General features: G+C 75.5%; 12 protein-coding genes. 4 read left to right on the top strand and 8 right to left on the bottom strand.

Annotated features, from left to right (window positions below):
- The first annotated feature begins 136 nt into the window (after positions 1–136).
- From ACIQTO_RS29850 to ACIQTO_RS29835, 4 genes are all read left to right on the top strand, one after another.
- On the top strand, positions 137–268 hold the full coding sequence (locus tag ACIQTO_RS29850; RefSeq protein ID WP_402394405.1) for an albusnodin family lasso peptide: 132 nt from the start codon (positions 137–139) through the stop codon (positions 266–268).
- Between the two features lie 79 nt (positions 269–347).
- Positions 348–2,168, top strand: coding sequence for an albusnodin/ikarugamycin family macrolactam cyclase (locus ACIQTO_RS29845; RefSeq protein WP_402394403.1), 1,821 nt, complete (start codon positions 348–350; stop codon positions 2,166–2,168).
- Positions 2,161–2,892, top strand: coding sequence for a lasso peptide biosynthesis B2 protein (locus ACIQTO_RS29840; RefSeq protein WP_402394401.1), 732 nt, complete (start codon positions 2,161–2,163; stop codon positions 2,890–2,892). Before ACIQTO_RS29845 ends, ACIQTO_RS29840 begins: the two co-directional genes overlap by 8 nt.
- A 7-nt stretch (positions 2,893–2,899) precedes the next feature.
- Positions 2,900–3,454, top strand: coding sequence for a GNAT family N-acetyltransferase (locus tag ACIQTO_RS29835; protein ID WP_402394508.1), 555 nt, complete (start codon positions 2,900–2,902; stop codon positions 3,452–3,454).
- 221 nt (positions 3,455–3,675) lie between these two features.
- Here ACIQTO_RS29835 and ACIQTO_RS29830 read toward each other — a convergent pair whose 3' ends face one another.
- From ACIQTO_RS29830 to ACIQTO_RS29795, 8 genes are all read right to left on the bottom strand, one after another.
- Positions 3,676–5,973 (bottom strand): lantibiotic dehydratase, encoded by a 2,298-nt coding sequence (locus ACIQTO_RS29830; RefSeq protein WP_402394399.1) that lies wholly within the window; start codon positions 5,971–5,973, stop codon positions 3,676–3,678.
- A gap of 11 nt (positions 5,974–5,984) precedes the next feature.
- Complete coding sequence (locus ACIQTO_RS29825) at positions 5,985–6,245, bottom strand: phosphopantetheine-binding protein (protein ID WP_387879899.1); 261 nt, start codon at positions 6,243–6,245, stop codon at positions 5,985–5,987.
- Positions 6,246–6,305: 60 nt separating this feature from the next.
- Positions 6,306–7,292 (bottom strand): threonine/serine dehydratase, encoded by a 987-nt coding sequence (locus ACIQTO_RS29820; RefSeq protein WP_402394396.1) that lies wholly within the window; start codon positions 7,290–7,292, stop codon positions 6,306–6,308.
- Positions 7,289–8,815 (bottom strand): amino acid adenylation domain-containing protein, encoded by a 1,527-nt coding sequence (locus tag ACIQTO_RS29815; RefSeq protein ID WP_402394393.1) that lies wholly within the window; start codon positions 8,813–8,815, stop codon positions 7,289–7,291. The genes ACIQTO_RS29820 and ACIQTO_RS29815 overlap by 4 nt, the downstream gene beginning before the upstream one ends.
- The gene (locus ACIQTO_RS29810) at positions 8,812–11,145 is read right to left on the bottom strand and encodes a lantibiotic dehydratase (RefSeq protein ID WP_402394391.1); all 2,334 of its coding nucleotides are present in this window, start codon (positions 11,143–11,145) and stop codon (positions 8,812–8,814) included. The genes ACIQTO_RS29815 and ACIQTO_RS29810 overlap by 4 nt, the downstream gene beginning before the upstream one ends.
- Before the next feature lie 91 nt (positions 11,146–11,236).
- Positions 11,237–12,184 (bottom strand): ornithine carbamoyltransferase, encoded by a 948-nt coding sequence (locus tag ACIQTO_RS29805; protein WP_402394388.1) that lies wholly within the window; start codon positions 12,182–12,184, stop codon positions 11,237–11,239.
- Between the two features lie 74 nt (positions 12,185–12,258).
- A complete protein-coding gene (locus tag ACIQTO_RS29800) occupies positions 12,259–13,527 on the bottom strand; it encodes an aspartate aminotransferase family protein (protein WP_402394386.1) in 1,269 nt (422 codons plus the stop codon).
- Positions 13,528–13,574: 47 nt separating this feature from the next.
- A complete protein-coding gene (locus tag ACIQTO_RS29795) occupies positions 13,575–16,778 on the bottom strand; it encodes an amino acid adenylation domain-containing protein (protein WP_402394383.1) in 3,204 nt (1,067 codons plus the stop codon).
- Between the last annotated feature and the right edge of the window lie 199 nt (positions 16,779–16,977).

Genomic DNA, 16,977 nt, shown 5'->3' with positions numbered 1-16,977 from the left:
GTGTTCACGCCCCGCGCACACCTGTTGACTTGTAGTCAGGTCACTGAGGGGCCTCCGCTCCCTGCGGTGGCCGTGCCCCGGCCCGCTGCGGCGGGCCGGGCGGCACAATTTCGTTCCCACCGAGAGGAAGAACACGATGGTCGAGCAGCACACCTCCGAGGCGGTCGGCGACGACGAGCTGATGGTCGAGGTCGGCGACGTGGCCGCCCTGACCGAGGGCCAGGGCCAGGGCAGCAGCGAGGACAAGCGCCGCGCCTACAACAGCTGACCCTTCGCGGTGGCGCGGCCCCAGATCGCTGGGGCCGTACCACCTGCGGCCCCCGTCCTCACCCACCCGGGAGTACGCCGTGATCTTCGGAGGATTCAGCACCACCTCCACCGAGCAACCCCTGCCCGTCGGTGCGGTTCTGCTGGCGCCCGGATCGGCGGCCTGGCGGCTCGGCGACGGCCCGGCCACCGCGCTGGCGACCGCTGGCGGGTATCGCCGGGTCCTGGTGCTCGGCCACTGTGGGGCCGGAGACTTCGAGCTGTCTTTGCTGGCCGAGGCTGCCCCGCCCCCGGACGTGACGTGGCGCTGGCCCGGCACCTACACCGTGGTCGAGGAGACCCCGGCCGGGGCGGTGGTGCACACCGATCCGGCTTCTGCCCAGCCCGTCTACGCCACCCGCTGGAGGGGCGGCTGGGCCTGGTCGACCTCCTCCCGGCTGCTGGCCTCCCTGATCGGGGCCGTCATCGATACCCAGCGTCTGGCGTGCGCGGTGTTCCTGCCCTCGGTGCCCGCCCTGGCGGCCGGCCGCTCGTTCTTCGCCGACGTGGACCAGCTTGCGCCCGGCGCCCGGACCGAACTGCCCTCCGACGGCACCGCCTGGCGCGTCACCACGAGCTGGCGGCCCGAGCCGGTACGCGGCCGGCCGGCCGACGTTCGGCTTCGCGACGCCCTGGCCGCCGCGGTCACCCTGCGGACGGTCGCCGACCCGGCTGTGTCGAGCGACCTCTCCGGTGGGCTGGATTCCACCAGCGTCACGGTGCTCGCCGCCACCGCCCTGCCTGCCGGGCACCGGCTGAACGCCGTCACCGTCCACCCTGATGGCGATATCGGCGGGGCTGACCTGCACCACGCCCGCCTGGCCGCAGCCAGCCACCCTTACCGGATCGCCCACCATCTGCTGCCGCTCACCGACAAGCACCTGCCGTACACCGCCATCACCGACGTTCCGGTGACCGACGAACCGGCGCCCTCCACGCTCACCCGGGCCCGGCTGACGGGCCAGCTGGAGTGGATGCGCGACGAGCTGGGCACCCGCACCCACCTGACCGGCGACGGCGGCGACAGCATCCTGTTCCAGCCCCCGATCCACCTCGCCGACCTGATCCGCCACCACCGCCTTGGCCGCGCGACGGGCGAGGCGTTCGGCTGGGCGAGGCTCCGCCACATCCAGGTCGGCCCGCTCCTGCGGGACGCCGCCCGCACCGCCCGCACCACCCGCGACCAGGCCCTGGTCGCCCTCGCCCACGCGGTTGGGACACCCGGGCGCAACGACCACGGCAAGGTCGCCTGGTTTCCACTGCTGCCGCACCCCGCCTGGGCCGGCGACCCAGCCGCCGGGCTGCTGGCCGAGGCAGCCCGGCAGGCCGCCGCCGTGCCTGATCAGCTCCCGGGCCTGGACTTCGCGGTGCGGGTGCTGGTGGACGAGATCCGCGAGGTCGCCCGCACCGCCGCCGCCGACGTCCAACTCGCCGCCGCCTCGGGTGTCGACCTGCACAGCCCCTTCCTCGACCCGCTGGTGGTGGACGCGGTGCTGACCACCCCGCTGGGGCGCCGCCCGCCGCCGCACGTCTACAAGCCCGTCCTGGCCCGCGCGATGTCCGGTCTTCTGCCGCCGGAGACCGCCGCCCGCGCCACCAAGGGCAGCTTCGACGCCGACCACTACACCGGGCTGCGGGCCAACCAGAGAGACCTGTCCGCCTTGGCCGACAGCTACCTCGCCGCACTCGGCCTGCTCCGACCCGGTCCGTTCCGTCGGCACCTGGCCCAGGCGGCCGCCGGGCTGCCGATGCCGCTCGCCACCCTCGAACAGGCCCTCACCGTCGAAGCGTGGCTGGCCGCCCACCACCGTGACCCCGCCCCCACGTGGACCGTCCCCACAGGGAGTGACCCCCGTGGCTGACCTGCCCGACTTCGCCGCCCCGCCGCCGCACGTCCGCGCCGCCGACTTCGGCCACGTCCTGGTCCTCATCGACTACCGCAGCGGCCACGTCCAGGGCCTGCTTCCCGCTACCGCCGAGCGCTTCCGCGACGCTGCCCGCACCGGCCACACCGGCTACCTGAACGAACGGCTTGCCACCCAGCTCCTGACCGCCGGGCTCCTCACCCCCGCACCAACCGCCACCCAGTGGCCGGTGATCCGTGCCACCACCGCCACCGCGAGCTGGGGCAGCACCGAACACCCCGCCGGCATCACCCGCCCCGCCCCCGTCCCGGCCCGGGCCCTGCTCGGCGCCGCGGCAGCCCTCACCGCGATCACCGCCGTCGAGGCCGCCGGCGACCGTCGCACCGCGATGTTCCGGGTGATCAATGCCGTCCACCGGGCCGCGTCAAGCTGCCGCCGCCCGGCCACCCCCGAACAGGCAGCGGCCGCCGTCCTCGCCGTCCGAGCGGCTGGATGGCACTCCCCGGCCCGAACTGCCTGCCTGGAGGAGTCCGCCGCCACCGTATTGCTGCTGGCCTCCCGCCGCCTCGCCGTCACCTGGTGTCACGGAATCGCCGCCGACCCCGTACGGCTGCACGCCTGGGTGCAGACTGAGGACGGCGCCCCGGTCGCCGAGCCGGCGTCCACCGGGGCCTATACGCCCGTCCTCACCCTCGGAGCCCGCCATCACCGCCAGCCCTGAGCCGACCATCTGGGTCCGCGACGACACCTGTGGCCTCGGCCCCTACCGTGCCGACCTGGTGGAGACCTACTGGCACTGGGAACAGGACCCCGCCTTGCTCGTCGGCTACGGCCGCCAGCAGCCCGAGTCGCTGGAGGCCCGCACCGAGGGCATCGCCCACCAGCTCCGCGGCGACAACATCCGTTTCACCGTCTACGACCTCACCGGCGCTCAGCCGGTCCCGGCCGGAGTCACCACCCTGCTGCCCGATCCGTCCGTCCGCACCGCCGAGTACGTCGTGATGCTCGCCCCCGAAGCCCGCGGCAAGGGCCTCGGGACCGCAGCCACCCGCCTCACCCTCGACTACGCCTTCCACATCACCAACCTGCGGATGGTCTGGCTCAAGGTGCTGGTCCCCAACAAAGCCGGCATCCGCGCCTACGAAAAGGCCGGATTCCGCGCCGTTGGCGCCCTGCGCGAGGCCGGCTACTGGCTCGGCAGGATCTGTGACGAACTGATCATGGACGCACTGGCCTCTGAGTTCACCGGCCCCTCGGTGATCACGCCCCTGCTGCCGGACTGATCACTCGGGGGGCGTGATCACGCCCCCCCGAGCAGCGACGACCAGGTGCGCTTCCAGCCTGCCAAAGCGAACGCGGCCCCCAGGGCGCTCCTTGACCGCCAGCTGAATCGCCCCGCCCGGTGTGGTCGGGCCACGCCGGGCGGGACACGCACGCGACCGGGCCGGGCTCCTGGGGGAGCCCGGCCCGGGGTCGGTGGTGCGTCGGGGTGGTGCGGGTGGGGTCAGTCGGTCACCGCGACCAGGCGCAGTTCCGAGGTGTAGCGCCGGCCCTGGTCGTCGGTGAGCCAGGCCTGTTCGGGGGTGGGGAACATCTCGGTGACGGTCAGGCGGGCGTCCGGGTCCTTGCGGGCCAGCCGGCGGGCGGCCTTGGCGAGGATGTTGACGTAGACCGGGCTGTCGAAGTCGACGAAGAACGGCCGCGGTTCGGTCGGCGAGACCACGAAGACGAAGCGGGGCAGCTCGTGCTCGTCCCGCCAGTGGCGGGCCCGGACGAAGCGCCGGGGCTCGGTCTTCTCGTCCGCGAAGGCCAGCGCGGGGCCGGTGAACCGCCAGGTCTCCCGGGCCACCACCATGCGGTCGATGGTGATCCGGGGGGAGTGGTCGGCCTCCGGCAGCAGCCGGAAGCGGTCCATCACCAGGGTGGTCAGCACGTGCGAGAAGACCTCGATGGCCGGGAACACGGCGCCGTCGGGCAGCACCACGACCAGCCGGCCGTCCCGCTGCTCCACCACGGTGTCGGCGCTCGGCGTCGTCCGGTCGCGGTGCGGGTCGGCCGTGTTGTCGAGCAGGGCGACCTGGTAGTCCTGCGGGCGGACCAGGGCGTGCCGGATCCGGGCCGAGAGCCGGGCCTTGTGCTCCTTCGGCAGCAGCGGCATCAGCCGCGGCTCCGGGTGGTCGCGGTCGGTCCGGTCGAACAGCTCGCCGGGGGCGGGGTGCTGGTTGACGAAGAGTTCGTTGCCGAGCGTGTTCGAGGCCAGGTGCAGCTCGCCCAGCGCGAGTTCGAACTCGCCGCGGTCGATCGCCGCGGTGTCCTCCGCCGCGATCATCATGTCCGGGCTGATGTACCGCGCCGCCGTCCAGCCCGCGGCGGCGGCGGGACCGAAGGCCTCGGCGACCCGGTCGGCGAGGTCCGCGGCCGCGACGTTGACCCGGCGCACCCCGTCCGCGGAGGGCAGGATCCGCTGCCAGTGGCCCTCGAACTCGGCCTGGAGCTCGGCGGCGTCGGCGCCCGCGGCGCCGTGCAGGACGGGCATGCAGGCGAACCAGAAGGTGGCGAGGTCCACCGGGCGGCCGGGGTCGGTCTCGGCGCGCAGCTTGGTGTACACCGCGGCGACGCGGTCGGCCACCCGGGCGGCCAGCGCGGAGGCGAGCCAGGCGGCGCCGTCCATCAGCAGGTCGAGCGGGGCGAGGGCCGCCAGGACGTCGCTGCCGAGCGTCACCCGGGCCGAGCGGCGGCAGTCCTGGTAGACCACGGCGCGGCCGGGGGCCGTGCTGCCGCTCTTCTCCCGCTTGGCGGCCGCGTCGGTCACCCGCTGGAAGGTCTGCTCGACCTCGGTGAGGGCGGCCACCAGGCGTTCGGGGTCGTCGGCCGCGGCCCGGACGGCGTCGCGGGCTTGCTCCAGCTCGTCGAGCCGGGCCAGGGCGGCGGCGCGCACGGCCGGCTCGCCGATCCGCTCTAGGCCGGCCCGGAGCCGGTGGTGGGGCCGGATGTCGGCGGGGACGTCGAACTGCCAGGTGATCCAGCGCAGCCGGACGAGTTCGTCGAGCAGCGCGGGAACGTCGGTGTCCGGGCCGGTCTCCTGCTGGATCGCGTGCGCCGAGCGGGTGCCGTCGCAGAGCCGCAGCACCCGCAGGGTGTGCGCCGGTACCGGGCGCGCCGGGCGGCCGGGGAGGCGGACGGCGTCCTCCTCCAGTCGGACGAACGGCACCCGGCGGGGGGCCGTCCAGGCGCGCACCGCCGGATCGGCGCCGATCTCGCGGGCCAGCGCGTCCATCGACCAACTGGACCAGAAGACCTCCGAGGAGGAGGTCAGCCCGGTGCCCGGGTCCACGGTGATGCCGGACCGGGTGGTGTCGAAGGTGCCCCAGCCGACCGGGCCGAAGAAGCCGATGGTGTCGTTCTTGACGCAGAACCGTTGCCAGTAGTGGGCGACGAACTCCTCGCGCTGGCGCTGCTTGAAGGTCCGGCCCTCGGTCGCGGGCGACCAGTTGAGGAACGGCCGGATCGCCGAGTCGAGCACCCCGCGGTTCTGCCAGGCGACGGCGGCCCGGAACGGCCCGGAGGCGGCGATCTCCTGCGCGTTCCCGGCCGCCTGCGCGGCGGCCTGCGCGAACTCCTCCTCGAAGGCCTGCCAGGCGGCTCCGGAGAGCTTGTCCCGGGCCCCGAACTTGTCCGCGGCCGCGCCCAGGCCCTCCGGCGCCAGCCGGAGCACCCCATCGGCCGGGAACCCCGGGCCGCGCACCGCGACCTGGTCCCACAGCCGCCACCGGCCGCTCAGGGAGACGGATTCCTCGTGCATTCCGGTGCCCCCTAGGCCGACGCGGAGGCGAGGGACAGGTCGTCGACGACGACCTCCGCGAGCTCCGCGGGGGACGGGTAGGTGAAGACCAGGGCGACGGCGATCTCGGCGCCGAGCAGCTCCTGGAGCCGGTCGACGATCTGGAAGGCGGCGAGCGAGTCGCCGCCGGCCTCGAAGAAGTCGCTGTCGGTGTCGAGGCCGTCGTCGCCGAGCGTCTCGCGGTAGAACCCGGTGATCCGCGCGGTGAGTTCGGCGGTGTCGATGGTGGTCATGGTCGGTCCTTCCGAAGGGGTGGATGGGCGGCAGAGAAAGGGGAGGGAGTCGAGGGGCGCTCAGCGCTTCGCGGCGGCGGCCAGCGCGGCGGCGGAGTTGCCGCCGGAGACGACGACCGCGGTGCGGCCGTGGCCGCCGGGCCGCAGGGCGCCGGAGCGCAGCGCGCCGGCGAGGGCGGCGGCGCCGCTGGGTTCGGCCGCGATGCCGGCGCGGTGCAGCAGGTCCATCGCGCGCAGCACCGCCGCGTCGTCGACGCCGATCAGCTCGTCGACCCGGTCCCGGACGACGGGGAAGATCAGCTCGCCGGGCCGTTGACCGCGCAGGCCGTCCGCGACCGTGTCGCTGGGCGGCAGCTCGACCGGTCGGCCGGCGGCGACCGAGCGGGCGTAGCGGCGGGCCTGTTCGGGCTCCACCCCGATGACGCGGACCGGCCGGGGGAGACGGGCGGCCGCGAGGCAGACGCCGGCCAGCAGGCCGCCGCCGCCGACCGGGACGAAGATCGCGTCGAGGTCGGGGGCGTCCGCGAACACCTCCAGGCCGACGGTGCCCTGTCCGGCGATCACGAGCTCGTGGTCGGAGGAGGGCACCAGCGCGGCCCCGGTGCCGGCGGCGAACTTCTTGGCGTACCGGTCGCGTTCGGCCACTCCGCCGGGCACCCGCAGGACCGTGCCGCCGAGCGCCCGGATCGCCAGTTCCTTGGCCTCGGCGGCACCGGCGGCCATCACCACGGTGACCCGGACGCCGAGGGCGCGGCCGAGGGTGGCCACCGCGATGCCGTGGTTGCCGGAGGAGCCGGCGACGACCTCGTCGGCGCCGAGCGCGAGCATCGCGTTGGCGGCGCCGCGCAGCTTGAACGAACCGCTGTGCTGGAGGTGTTCGGCCTTGACGAGCAGGCCCGGCAGGCCGGGCAGCCCGGACAGGGACTCGGGGCGCAGCAGCGGGGTGTGCCGCACGTGCGGGGCGATCCGCTCGGCGGCGGCCAGGACGTCGGCCGGTCCGACCGGGGTGTCCGTGGTCGTCGCGAGGCGGGTGTCGGCGGCCGTCACGCGACGGCCTCCGGTACGGGCGCGCGCAGGGCGCGGCGGTCGGTCTTGCCGCTGTGCGTCACGGGCAGCCGCTCCAGCCGGGTGAAGCGCCGGGGCATCATGTGCGGCGGCAGGGTGCGCGCGAGGTGCCCGCGCAGCCCGGCGTCGGTGGTGCCGTCGAGCGGGCCGGTGACGTGGGCGTCGAGCCAGGTGCGGCCCCGGTCGTCGGTCTCGGCGGTGACGACGGCGCCGGTGATGCCGGGGTGGGTGAGCAGGGCGCCCTCGATCTCGGCCGGGTCCACCCGGTGACCGCGGATCTTGATCTGCCGGTCCGCCCGGCCGAGGTAGTCGAGGGTCCCGTCGGGGCCGCGCCGCGCGAGGTCGCCGGTCCGGTAGAGCCGGCTGCCGGGCGGACCGTAGGGGTCGGGCGGGAAGCGGTCGGCGGTCAGCGCGGGCAGGCCGCCGTAGCCGCGGGCCAGGCCGGCGCCGCCGATGTGCACCTCGCCGACCTGCCCGTCCGGGACGGGGCGCCCCCGCGGGTCGAGCAGCCGTACGGCGGTGCCGTCGATCGGGGTGCCGACGGTGTCGGTGGCGGTGTCAGGATCGGCCGGCACCTCGTACCGGGTGGAGGTCATGGTGCACTCGGTGGGGCCGTACTGGTTGACCAGCCGGCCGCCGATCAGGGCGCGGCCGCCGGCGGCGAGGAAGGGGCGCAGCGACTCGCCGCTGGAGCAGAGCAGGCGCAGGGTGCGCAGCCGTTCGGCCGCGCGCGGGTGCTGGGAGAGGAAGGTGAGGAAGGAGGGGGTGGTGCTGAGGACGGTGTCGACGCCGTACGCGGCGACGGTGTCGGCGAAGGCGTCGGCGCGCATCAGTCGCGAGCGCTCGACGAGGACGACGGCCCCGCCGGCGGCGAGCGGTGCGAAGGTGTCCCGGATGGACGCGTCGTAGCCGGGCGGGGCGAGCTGGAGGGTCACGGTGCCGGGGCCGAGACCGTTGTCGCGGGCGACGGCGCGCAGGTAGGTGTCCAGGCCGCCGTGTTCGATCAGGACGGGGTTGGGCGCGCCGGTCGAGCCGGAGGTGTGGCTGACGTAGGCGAGCGAGCGCGGGTGCGGGGCGGGGAACGCGGGGGCGGGCGGTGTCGCCTCCGGCAGCCGGCCGAGCAGGACGGCGGGCGCGTCGACGAGCGGGCCGAGGCGGTCGGCCAGGGCGGCGGTGGTGAGCAGGTGCGCGGCCCGGCCGCCGGCGGCCAGCGCGGCGAGCCGGCCGTCGGGCAGGTCGGTGTCCAGGGCGAGGAACGCCGCGCCGGTGCGGACGACCGCGGCGGTCGCGACCACGGCGTCGGGGCCGGGGGGCAGCGCCAGCGCGCAGACCCGCTCCGGTCCGAGGCCGCGGGCGGCGAGGTGAGCGGCCAACCGGTCGATCCGGGTGGCGAGTTCGCCGTAGCCGACCGGGCCGTCGGCGGTCAGCAGGGCGGGGGCGTGCGGCGCGCGGTCGGCGTGGACGCGGATGGCGTCGACGAAGGTGACCCCGGCGGGGACGCTCATGCCGGCTCCTCCGTCACGGTCGTCCGGTCGACGGCGACGAGGCGCAGTTCCGAGGTGTAGCGCCGGCCCTGGTCGTCGGTGAGCCAGGCCTGCTCGGGCGTGGGGAGCATCTCGCTGACGGTCAGGCGGGCGTCCGGGTCCTTGCGGGCCAGCCGGCGGGCGGCCTTGGCGAGGATGGTGACGTAGACGGGGCTGTCGAAGTCGACGAAGAACGGCCGGGGCTCGGTGGGGGAGACCACGAAGACGAAGCGGGGCAGCTCGTGCTCGTCCCGCCACTGCCGGGCCCGGACGAACCGCCGGGCCTCGGTCTTCTCGTCCGCGAAGTCCAGGGCGGCGCCGGCGAACCGCCAGGTCTCCCGGGCCACCACGGTGGAGTCGATGGTGATCCGCGGCGAGTGCTCGCCGTCCGAGCGTAGGCTGAAGCGGTCCATCACGCGGTTGGTGAGCGCGTGGCAGAACACGTCGAGCAGGTCGAAGACCGAGCCGTCGGGCAGTACGGCGGACAGGACGCCGTCGCGCTCCTCGACCAGGACGTCGCCGGAGCGGACGGTGCGCGGGCGGTGCGGGTCGGCGGTGTGGTCGGTCAGCGCGACGTAGTGGTCCTGCGGCCGTTCGAGCGCCTGCCGGCTGCGGGCGGACCACTTGAGCGGCAGCTCCTTGGGCAGCATCGGGAGCAGGCGCGGACCGGGGAAGTCGCGGGTGGTCTCGTCGATCAGCTGGGCGCGGTCGGGGTGCTGGTGGACGAAGAGGGACTGGCCGAGGGTGTTCATCGCGATGTGCAGTTCGCCGATGACGAGCTCGAACTCGCCGCGTTCGACGGCGCCGAGGTCCTCGGCGATGATCATCAGGTCGGGGCTGATGTACCGGCTGAGCGACCAGCCCCGGCCCTCCTCCGGGAAGGCCTCGTGGACCTGCTCGGCGATGTCGGCGGAGGCGAGGTGGACCCGCCGGGCGCCGGCCGGCGCGTCGATGATCCGCCGCCAGCGTGCGCGCAGCTCGGCCTGGATCCGGTCGGCGTCGGCGATCGACTCCGGGTGCGGGGCGGGCAGGCAGGCGAACCAGAGCGAGCCGAGGTCGACCGGGCCGCCGCTCTTCTCGCGCAGGGCCAGGTAGGCGGTGCGGATGCGCGCGCCGACCGCTTCCGCGTACCGGTTGGTCAGCCAGCGGGCGGCGGTCATGCACAGCTCCAGCGGGGCGAGCTGCTCCAGGACGGCGGTGCCCACGGTCGCGGTGGCGGACCGGCGGGTGTCGGAGTAGACCAGGGCCCGGTTGGGCGCCGTCCGCGCGCCCTTCTCCCGGACCGCCGCGACCTCGGTGATCGCGGCGAAGTCGGCCTCCAGCGCGGCGAGCGCGGCGGTCAGCTCCTCGGGGTCGGTGCCGGCCCGCTGCACCCGGTCGCGGCCCTGGTCGAGCACCGCCAGCCGGGCCAGCGCCGGTTCGCGCACCTCGGCGTCGCCGATCCGGTCGAGCATGGCCCGCAGTTCCCGCTCGGGGTAGGTGCCGGCGGGCACGTCGAGCCGCCACAGCACCAGCCGGCGGGCGACCAGCCACTCCAGGGCGGCGGTGACCTCCGCGGCGGGCAGCTCCCGGCCGAGCTCCCGGCCGGCCAGCTCGGCGACCTCGGCCGGGGTCCGGCGGCCGTCGCAGAACCGGAAGACGGTGAGCGCGGGCTCGGGGGCCGGCTGCGGCGGGCGGCCGGGCAGGTGCACCGTCCCCTCGCCGGCCCGGACGAACGGCACCGGGCGCGGCGGCGTCCAGTCGCGGACCCGGGGGTCCCGGTCGAGGGCCTTGGCCAGCGCGTCCATGGACCAACTGGAGAAGTACACCCGGGAGTCGGCGACCAGGCCGGTGCCGGGGTGGACCTCGACGCCGCGCCGGGCGGTGTCGAAGGTGCCCCAGCCGACCGGGCCGAAGAAGCCGATGGTGTCGTTCTTGACGCAGAACCGCTGCCAGTAGTGGGCGACCAGCTCCTCGCGCTGGCGCGGCATGCTGGTGCGGCCCTCGGCGGACGGGGTCCAGTCGAGGAAGGACTTGATGCCGGTGCCGAGCACCGCGCGGTTCTGCCAGGCCACCGCGGCCCGGAACGGTGCCGAGGCGGCGATCTCCTGGAGGTCCCGCGCGGTCTGCACGGCGGCGGCGGTGAAGGCCTCCTCGAAGGCCTCCCAGTCGGGCCCCGCCGGTACCTCCCCGGCGGTGAACTTGTCGGCGGCCGCGGCCAGGCCCTCCGGCGCCAGCCGGAGCACCCCGGCGGCGGGGAAGCCCGGCCCGCGGAGCGCGAAGTGCGGCCACAGGCGCCACCCACCGCCGGGCATTCGTATGGTGTCGGTCATTGCTGAACTACCTCCCTGGGAAATGTGCGCCGGGTCGTCCGCCGACGGCCGGCCGGCCGTCGGGCCCGTTCGGCCGTCGGGCCTGCGGTCGTCAGGCCTGTACGGCCGGGATGCCGCCGAGGCACCACTCCAGGACCGCGCGGGCGCTGTGGTACTTGTTCTCGGCCTGCTGGAACGCGATGCTCGTCGGGCCGTCCAGCACCTCGGCGGTCACCTCGTCGCCGCGGTGGGCCGGCAGGTCGTGCATGAAGACGGCGCCGGGGCAGGCCGCGAGCACCGAGGCGTCCACCCGGAACGGTTCGAAGTCGCGGCGCCAGCCGGGGTCGGCCTTGGCCGTGCCGGTGGTCTGCCAGCGCGTGGTGTAGACGATGTCGGCCTCCGGCAGGTCGGCCATGTCGTGCCGCTCCTCGACCAGGGCGCCGGACTCCTTGGCGAGGGTGCGGGCGCGGTCGAGGTAGACCGGGTCGAGCCCGTAGCCGGCCGGGGTGCGCAGGTGCAGCTCGGTGCCGGGGAACCGGGCGAGGGCCAGGGCGAGTGCCGAGGCGGTGTTGTTGCCCTCGCCGGTGTAGAGCACCTGCAGGCCCTCGATCCGCCCGAAGTGGCCCAGCATGGTGGTGAGGTCGGTGAGCGCCTGGGTGGGGTGCTCGGCGGCGCTCATCGCGTTGACGACGGACATCCGCTGCTGGGCGGCGTAGGCGCGCAGCTCCTCGGTGCTGCCGGCGGTGCGCGCCACCAGGACGTCGAGCATCCGGGACAGCACGTCGCCGGTGTCCTCGGCGGTCTCGCCGGTGTTCTCCTGGAGGTCGTCGGGACCGTAGGTGATCAGCCGCGCGCCGAGCCGCAGCGCACCCGCGGAGAACGCCGTCCGGGTGCGGGTGGACGTCTTGCGGAACAGGACGCCGACCACGGCGTCGTTGAGCGGGCGGGCGCTCTCGCACTCCCCGGCGGCGTACTGGGCGCCGCGGTGCGCGATCCAGCGCAGGTCGCGGTCGGTGAGGTCGTCGATCGAGACCAGGTGGCGGCGGGGCGGGCGGGGCATCAGGGGTCCTCCTCGGGCGATGGGGTGGCGGGGCGGCAGGCGGGGGCGGGTGACGGGCGGTGGGCGGCGGGCCGTCAGCCGGCGCGCAGGGCGTCGTGCAGGACGCCGAGGCCCTCGTCGAGCAGTTCCGGCACGATGGTCAGCGGGGGCATCACCTTGAGGACCTCGTCGTGCCGCCCGCAGCGCTCGACGATCAGGCCGTGGTCGAAGGCGTGCCGCTGGACGCGCTCGGCCCGGTCGGGGCCGCCGGCCCGGGCGGTGTCGATGCCGAGCACCATGCCCCGGCCGCGCAGCGCCAGCTCCGGGTCGAGCGTGGTGAGCTCCGCCCGGAACCGGTCGAGCCGGGCCGAGTTCCGCCGCAGGCCGGTCAGGAACGCCTCCTGCTGCCAGAGTTCGCACGCGGCGGTGGCCGCGACGAAGGCCAGCTGGTTGCCGCGGAAGGTGCCGGTGTGCTCGCCGGGCTGCCACAGGTCGAGCTCGCGGCGGAACAGCGTGAGCGAGAGCGGCAGCCCGTAGCCGCTCAGCGACTTGGAGACGGTGACGATGTCCGGCACGATCCCGGCCTCCTCGAAGCCGAAGAAGGTGCCGGTGCGGCCGCAGCCGGACTGGATCTCGTCCAGGACCAGCAGCACGCCGTACCGCTCGGTGACCGCGCGCAGGCGGCGCAGCCACTCCGGGCCGGCCGGGTAGACGCCGCCCTCCATCTGGACCGGCTCGACGACGACGGCGGCCGGCGGCTCGGTGCCCGAGGACGGGTCGGCCCAGAGCCGCTCGATCAGGTCGATCGAGTCGAACGGGCCGAGCGGGCCGTCCTCGAAGGGCACGAAGGTCACGTCGCCGCCGGCGACCCCGCCGGCCCGGCGGGCGCGACGGCTGCCGGTGATCTCCAGCGAGCCCCGCGACATGCCGTGGTAGCCGCCGGTGAAGGCGGTCAGCCCGGTGCGGCCGGTGGCCCGGCGGGCCAGCTTGAGGGCGGCCTCCACCGCGTCGGTGCCGGTCGGGCCGGTGAACTGCACCTTGAAGTCGAGCCCGCGCGGCTGCAGGACGACCTCGTTGAACCGGGTGAGGAACTCCCGCTTCGCGACGGTGTGCATGTCCAGGCCGTGCATGACGCCGTCGGCGGCGAGGTAGTCCAGCACGCGCTGCTTGACCGCGTCGTTGTTGTGCCCGTAGTTGAGGCTGCCGGCGCCGCAGAAGAAGTCGATGAAGGCGCGGCCGTCGTCGGTGTGCAGCAGCGCGCCCTTGGCACGCTCGAACACCACGGGGAAGGTGCGGCAGTACATCCGCACCTCGGATTCGAGCTTCTCGAAGACGGAGGTGTCGGTGGTGATGGCGGTGGTCATGGCGCTTCCTTGGGGCGAGGAGGGCAAGGAGGTCGGGTTCGGGCCGGTCAGCGGCCGGCGGTCGCGCGGTCGCCGCGCGGGCGGGCGGTCAGCCGGGGCAGCGGGCCGGCGGCGGCCTGCCGGGGGTAGTCGTCCAGGGCCGCGGCGAGGGCGGCGACGGTGGGGTGGTCGAAGAGCGCCCGCACCGGCACGTCCACCCCGAGGGCGGCCCGCAGCCGTACCGACACCCGGGTGGCGAGCAGCGAGTGCCCGCCGAGCCGGAAGAAGTCGTCGTGGGCGCCGATCCCGGCGGTGCCGAGGACCTCCTCCCAGACCGCGGCCACCGCCCGCTCCCGCGGGGTGCGCGGGGCGGCGGAGGCGGGGGCGGCCGTCCGGGGTTCCGGCACCGGCAGCGCGTGCCGGTCGACCTTCCCGCTGACCGCGGTCGGGATCGCGTCCAGCAGGACGAACGCGGCCGGGACGAGGTGCTGCGGCAGCGAGTCGAGCAGCGCGGCGCGCAGGCCCTCGGCCGTGGGCGGCGCTTCGGCGTCCTCCGCGACCAGGTACGCGGTGAGCTGCCGGCCGCCGGAGCCGTCCGGGGTCGGGTGGACGACGGCGGAGCGCACGCCGTCCAGGGCGAGCAGCGCGGCCTCGATCTCGCCGGGTTCGATCCGGTGGCCGCGGATCTTCACCTGGTGGTCGCCGCGGCCGAGGATCTCCAGCGAGCCGTCCGGGCGGAGCCGGCCGAGGTCGCCGGTGGTGTAGAGCCGGCCGCCCGGGACGGTGGCGTGCGGGTCGGGGAGGAAGGCGCCGGCGGTCTGGCCGGGCCGGCCGCGGTAGCCCCAGGCGAGGCCGTCGCCGCCGATGCAGACCTGCCCGGTGCCGCCCTCGGCCACCGGCTCCAGCCGGTCGTCGAGCACCCGCACGGTGGTGTTGTCCACCGCGGCCCAGGCCAGTACCTGCCCGTCGGCGCCGTGGCGGGCGCCGCTGGTCCAGATGGTGGCCTCGGTGGGCCCGTAGAGGTCCCACACCGGGGCGCCGCCGGCGGCGAGCGTCGCGGCCAGCTCGGTGTGCAGCTTCTCGCCGCCGGAGAGCACGGTGAGGCCGGGGCCGGGCGTCCAGCCGGTGTCGGTCAGCATCCGCAGCATCGAGGGGGTGGCCTGGACGACGTGCGGGCGGGCCTCGTCCATCAGCCGGATCAGCCGCTCCGGGTCGCGGGCCTGCTCGGTGTCGGCCAGCACCAGGCGGGCGCCGGTCAGCAGCGGCAGGCACAGCTCCAGCATCGAGGGGTCGAAGGAGGCGGTGGTCAGCCCGAGGACGGTGGCGGCCGGCGGCAGCTCCAGCCGGGCGGCCATCGCGTGGAGGAAGTTGGTCAGCGCCCGGTGCGGGATCTGCACGCCCTTGGGCATGCCGGTCGAGCCGGAGGTGTGGAAGACGTAGGCGAGGTCGTCCTGCCCGGTGGTCCGGTCGAGCCGGTCCGCCGGGCCGGCCGGGGCGCCGGCCGGTTCGCCGCCGTCGAGCAGCAGGGTCGTCGCGGCCGTCCCGGTGACCCGGTCGGCCAGTGGGCCGGTGGTGACCACCACCGCGGCGCCGGTGTCCTCGACCAGGTAGCCGACCCGCTTCACCGGGTGCATCGGGTCGAGCGGGACGTAGACGCCGTCCGCCTTGAGCACGGCGAGCAGGGCGGTGAGCAGGCCGGTGCCGCGCTCCAGCAGCACGCCGACCCGGACGCCGCGCGCCACGCCGAGGCCGCGCAGCCGGTGCGCCAGCCGGTCGGCCCGGGCGTCGAGTTCGGCGTAGCTCAGCTCGCCGTCCGTGGAGCGGACGGCGGGGGCGTCCGGGGTGGCGCGCGCCTGCCGCTCGAACAGGTCGGTGACGGTGGGGGAGGGCACGGAGCGGGCGGCGCCGAGGCCCAGTGCCAGCCGGCGGCGGCGCTCTCCGGCGGGCAGCGGCGCCAGCCGCGCGGTGGCGAGCGCCAGCGGCTCGTCGGGCGCCGCGAGGACGGCGCGCAGCAGCCGGACGTAGTCCTCGGTGAGGCGGGCCGCCGTCTCCGGGGCGAACAGCGCGGTGGCGTACTGCAGGCGCAGGCCCAGGCTGCCGTCGGGGCGTCCGAGCAGGTCCAGCGCCAGGTCGAACGGCGTCCCGGCGACGGGGGTGGGCACCAGCTCCACCTCCAGCCCGGCCAGCGCGGGCGGTTCGGCCTGCGCGTCGAGGGTCAGGAAGGAGACCTGGAAGAGCGGGTTGCGGCTGAGGTCGCGGGCCGGGGCCAGCTCGGTGACCACCCGTTCGAACGGCGTCTCGGCGTGCGAGAGGTCGGCGAGGGAGGTGCCCCGGACCCGGTCCACCAGCTCGGTGAAGCTCGGCCGGCCCGACAGGTCGGCGCGCAGCACCACGGTGTTGACGAACGGGCCGATGAGCTCCCGGGTCACCGCCTGGCCGCGGCCGGCGACCGGGGTGCCGACGGCGAAGTCGCGCTGCCCGCTGTACCGGCCCAGCTGGGCCTGGAAGGCCGCCAGCAGCACCATGAACCGGGTGGCGCGCCGGGACCGGGCCAGCCGGTCGGCCCGCGCCACCACGTCCGCCGGGAGGGTGAACCGGGCCACCGCGGCGGCGCCGTCCCACTCGGCGGGCCGGGCGCGGTCGGTGGGCAGCTCCAGGGGCGGCAGGCCGGTCAGCCGGGAGCCCCAGTAGCCGAGCTGGCGGGCCAGCCGGGGGCCGGCGGTCCGCTCCTGCTGGCGGGCCGCGAAGTCGGCGTACTGCTCGGGGAGTTCCGCCAGCTCCACGGGGTCGCCGGCGGCCGCCGCCCGGTAGGCCGCCGCCAGGTCGCGGGTGAAGATGTTCCACGAGGAGAAGTCGAAGGCGATGTGGTGCACCACGACGACCAGCAGGTGGTCGTCGGCCGCCAGCCGCGCCAGGGTGGCGTGCAGCGGCGGCGCGCTCGCCAGCTCGATCGGCCGGCCCAGCACCCGGTCGAGGACCGCGGTGATGCCGGCCTCGCCGGGGGCGGGCGCCTCGACGGTCTCCAGCGGGACCTCGACGGCCCGCGCCGCCCGGGCCACCGGCTCGCCGTCGGCGGCCGTGTACCGGGTGCGCAGCACCTCGTGCCGCGCGACCACGGCGGTCAGCGCGGCGCCGAGGGCGGCGGCGTCGACGCCGCCGCGCAGGCGCAGGGCCAGCGGCAGCAGATGATCCGCCGTGCCGGGCCGCAGCTGGTCGAGGAACCACAGCCGCTGCTGCGAGAAGGATGTCGTCCGGACGTCACCGCGGTCCACCGGCTCACCTCCAAGGGGTAGTCGATCCGTCGCGCGCCCCGGGTGGTCGGGGCACAACCGGAGCTTGCCGGTCGGGTGCGGCGGGGCAGTAGGGAAGGAGCGGCAGCGCGGGACGCCGCTTTTGCTGCGTCAATGTCTCTGGTCGGCGGCCGGGACGGCAGCGGGCCGGCGACAGGTCGGCGGCGGGCCGGCAGCGGTC

Origin of the sequence: Kitasatospora sp. NPDC091207, from assembly GCF_044768625.1 — a bacterium.
Classification (GTDB): Bacteria; Actinomycetota; Actinomycetes; order Streptomycetales; family Streptomycetaceae; genus Kitasatospora.
This window is presented reverse-complemented; position numbering and strand designations above follow the sequence as displayed.

What these genes read in the sequence shown, in the direction of transcription:
- ACIQTO_RS29850 (WP_402394405.1), top strand. Translation starts at nt 137, where the DNA reads ATGGTCGAGCAGCACACCTCCGAGGCGGTCGGCGACGACGAGCTGATG.
- ACIQTO_RS29830 (WP_402394399.1), bottom strand. Translation starts at nt 5,973, where the DNA reads ATGCACGAGGAATCCGTCTCCCTGAGCGGCCGGTGGCGGCTGTGGGAC.
- ACIQTO_RS29825 (WP_387879899.1), bottom strand. Translation starts at nt 6,245, where the DNA reads ATGACCACCATCGACACCGCCGAACTCACCGCGCGGATCACCGGGTTC.
- ACIQTO_RS29815 (WP_402394393.1), bottom strand. Translation starts at nt 8,815, where the DNA reads ATGAGCGTCCCCGCCGGGGTCACCTTCGTCGACGCCATCCGCGTCCAC.
- ACIQTO_RS29810 (WP_402394391.1), bottom strand. Translation starts at nt 11,145, where the DNA reads ATGACCGACACCATACGAATGCCCGGCGGTGGGTGGCGCCTGTGGCCG.
- ACIQTO_RS29805 (WP_402394388.1), bottom strand. Translation starts at nt 12,184, where the DNA reads ATGCCCCGCCCGCCCCGCCGCCACCTGGTCTCGATCGACGACCTCACC.
- ACIQTO_RS29800 (WP_402394386.1), bottom strand. Translation starts at nt 13,527, where the DNA reads ATGACCACCGCCATCACCACCGACACCTCCGTCTTCGAGAAGCTCGAA.